This window comes from Chelativorans sp. Marseille-P2723 (genome assembly GCF_902809845.1).
Lineage (GTDB): Bacteria > Pseudomonadota > Alphaproteobacteria > Rhizobiales > Rhizobiaceae > Chelativorans.
This window is the reverse complement of sequence record NZ_CADDWI010000010.1, coordinates 1-3338: the sequence shown is the minus strand read 5'-3', so window position 1 is coordinate 3338 and position 3338 is coordinate 1. Positions and strand designations below refer to the sequence as shown.

The 3338-nt window shown below is 65.9% G+C and carries 3 protein-coding genes; all 3 read left to right on the top strand.

The features are described from left to right. Positions 1-221 precede the first annotated feature (221 nt). A complete protein-coding gene (locus HUS57_RS09950; protein WP_137390456.1) occupies positions 222-638 on the top strand; it encodes a hypothetical protein in 417 nt (138 codons plus the stop codon). Beyond that, a complete protein-coding gene (locus tag HUS57_RS09945; protein WP_173933296.1) occupies positions 631-1275 on the top strand; it encodes an antitoxin of toxin-antitoxin stability system in 645 nt (214 codons plus the stop codon). Before HUS57_RS09950 ends, HUS57_RS09945 begins: the two co-directional genes overlap by 8 nt. 146 nt (positions 1276-1421) lie before the next feature. After that, positions 1422-3338: strawberry notch family protein (locus HUS57_RS09940; RefSeq protein ID WP_173933294.1), on the top strand; the 1917-nt coding region annotated here is incomplete at its 3' end.

Here is a 3338-nt window from a genome sequence, read left to right as displayed (position 1 = left end):
GTCTGCGCGGCATGGCTTTCGCCGCGTCAGGGCACGGGGAGCACGGATCGGCGCGCGACCTGCGCTACCGCGCCAGCCTGCTCGAGGCGCGGCTCGTCGATCCGTTCTGGCGGGAGACCGCCGCCGAGCTGCTCAGCCTGCCGCGGGCCGCCTGATCTTCCATCCATTCCCATCCATTCGGCCCGGTCTCGCGCCGGGCCTTGTCATGTCCGGAGGCCGTCATGGCTGACTATTACACGCATTTCTCCTGCCTGCTCGATGTGGGCACCCCCGAGAACGCCACCTGCGCGCTCGAACTCTACAATGCCCTGTCTGACGAGAACGCCGGCGAGGATCCGCCCTCGGATGGGTTCACGTTGTCGATCCAGCCCGAGCATGGCGGCTCGCATCTCTGGATGCGCGATGACGGCACTGGCGATCCCGAGCATGTCATCCAGTTCGTCAAGCGCTGCGCGGCCGAGTTCGGCCTGACCGGGCGATGGGGCATGCAATACGCCAACACCTGTTCGAAGCCGCGTCTCGATGGCTTCGGGGGCGGAGCGCATGTGCTCGACCTCGCCACCGGCGAGACAGTGGACTGGATCTATACCGATGGCTGGCTCGCCACCGTGCTGGACGGAGGTGACGCTCATGCCTGAGATCATCGAAACCACCGTCTATCGTCTCGACGAGCTTTCCGACGCTGCGAAGGAGAAGGCTCGCGCCTGGTATCGCGAGGGCGGCTTTGACTACGACTGGTATGATGCCGTCTATGAGGATTTCCAGCGGATCGCGGAAATCCTCGGCATTTCCCTCAAGACCCGGCCCGTTCGTCTCTATGGTGGGGGCACGCGGCAGGAACCGTGCATCTGGTTCCGGGGTTTCTGGTCGCAAGGGGACGGGGCCTGCTACGAAGGCTTCTGGTCCTATGCGAAGGGTGCGGCGAAACGCATCCGGGACTATGCCCCGCAGGATGGCGCCCTGCACCAGATCGCAGATGCATTTCAAGCGATCCAGCGGCGCAACTTTTACCAACTTCGCGCCGAGATTGCCCATCGCGGGCACTACTATCACGAATACTGCATGGTGATCTCGGTCGAGCGCGACGGCCCGGTCTGGCAGGACATGACGGCCGATGCCGAAGATGCGGTGATCGAGGTGCTGCGCGATCTTGCCCGCTGGCTCTATCGCCAGCTCGAACGGGAATATGACTATCTCTCGTCCGACAAGGCCGTCGACGAAACCATTCTCGCAAACGACTACACCTTCACCGAGGCCGGTCGCCGCTTCGGTTGATCGAGAAGCGCCCCACCGTCTGGTCGGGGCGCTTTTTGTATGTCGCGATACTCAGAGTGAGAGGCCTGCCGGGACGGGGCGAGTCCGGGCGGTCGAGAGAGCGCTGGCCGGGCTCTCCCGTTCCCGCTCTCCCGAGGTCCCCTCTCATGAACATGGCTTCCCCCGCGGCCGGTCCGGTCGCGCCGCTTGCCCCTGCGTCGGCTATCCTGGCCGCCGCCAATCTCCTGCTCCCCCATCTCGAACACGGCCGGCGCATCGATGCGATCGTCCTGCGCGCCGCCATGGAAACCGCTTGTCGAGGCTCCGACGCCACCGGCGCCTGGGGCTGGAAGGCGGCCTATGACGCCTGCGAGGTCGCGACCGTCCTGTTCCTGCGCAAATACGGCAACGCGCTTTTCCGTAAAACCGCGTCTCCGGCTGCACGGCTCGACGCGCTCACGAAGATCGCCGGGTTACTGCCGACGCATACGCGGCGCTCGGAAGAAAGCCAGAATTTCCAGCAGTTCAGCACACCGGTCCCGCTGGGCTTCGCGGCGCTGAGTGCGGCCGCGATCACGCCGGATGATGTGGTATTGGAGCCTTCGGCCGGCACCGGGCTGATGGCGATCCTGGCGCAGACTGCCGGCGGATCGCTGATCCTCAATGAACTGACCGAGACCCGCGCCGATTTGCTGTCCTCCCTCTTTCCAGCCAATCCCGTTACCCGGTTCGATGCCGCCCAGATCGACGATCACCTCGCGCCTGCTGCCGTCCCATCCGTGGTGCTGATGAATCCACCGTTCTCGGTCATGGCCAATGTCACCGGGCGCATGGCCGATGCGGCTTATCGGCACGTCGCCTCGGCGCTCAACCGGCTTGTCCCCGGTGGCCGACTGGTCGCGATCACGGGCGCGAACTTCGGCCCTGACGTGCCTGCCTGGCGCGAAGCGTTTGCTCGATTGCAGGAACGCGGGCGGGTGATGTTCACCGCGACTGTCGACGGCGCAGTCTATGCCAGGCACGGCACCAGTATCGACACGCGGCTGACCGTCATCGACAAGCTGCCCGCCGAGGATCCGTCGCTCTTCCAGGCCTCGCCGGGCATGGCCCCGGATGTCGCGACGCTGCTGCACTGGGTCGAGACCCAGGTGCCGCCGCGCCTGCCGGTCGCATTGCCGAAGGTTGCCGTTTCTGCCTCGACCGCCGCGCCGAAGACCGTGCGCGGTTATCTCACCCGCTCGGCTGCGATGCGTCCTGTCGCGGACCCGGCCAGCGATCCTGACGGCGTGGAGCTGACCTACGAGGCGCTCGACTGGTCGCCGCCTGAAGGGGCGCGGCTGTCGGACGCCATCTACGAGGAATATGCGCTGCAATCCCTGCGGATTCCCGGTGCGCAGCCGCATCCGACCAAGCTGGTGCAATCCGCCGCCATGGCCTCGGTTGCACCGCCCCGCCCGTCCTATCGGCCAATGCTGCCCGTCGACATCCATGAGCGCCTGTCCGATGCTCAGCTCGAGACGGTGATCTATGCGGGCGAGGCCCATGCCGACTATCTGGCGGGGGCCTGGACCGTCGACGCGACCTACGACAATGTCAGCGCGGCGCCCGAGGATGCGGCAGGCGCGGTGCGCTTCCGCCGGGGTTTCATGCTCGGCGATGGCACCGGCGCGGGCAAGGGGCGTCAGTCTGCCGGCATCATCCTCGACAACTGGCTGCGCGGTCGCCGCAAGGCCGTCTGGATCTCCAAATCCGACAAGCTGATCGAGGACGCACAGCGCGACTGGTCGGCACTCGGCATGGAGCGGCTGCTGATCACACCACTCTCGCGATTCGCCCAGGGCAAGCAGATCACGCTCACCGAAGGCGTCCTATTTTCCACCTACGCTACGCTACGGTCCGACGACCGCGGCGAGAAGGTTTCGCGGGTGCGGCAGATCGTGGATTGGTTGGGCTCCGATTTCGATGGAGTCATCATTTTCGACGAAAGCCATGCCATGCAGAATGCCGGCGGCGGCAAGGGAGAACGCGGCGACGTCGCCGCCTCGCAGCAGGGACGCGCGGGCCTGCGGCTTCAGCACGCCCTG

Excerpts from the sequence above, each read along its gene's own strand:
- HUS57_RS09950 (WP_137390456.1), top strand. The coding sequence starts at position 222 with ATGGCTGACTATTACACGCATTTCTCCTGCCTGCTCGATGTGGGCACC.
- HUS57_RS09945 (WP_173933296.1), top strand. The coding sequence starts at position 631 with ATGCCTGAGATCATCGAAACCACCGTCTATCGTCTCGACGAGCTTTCC.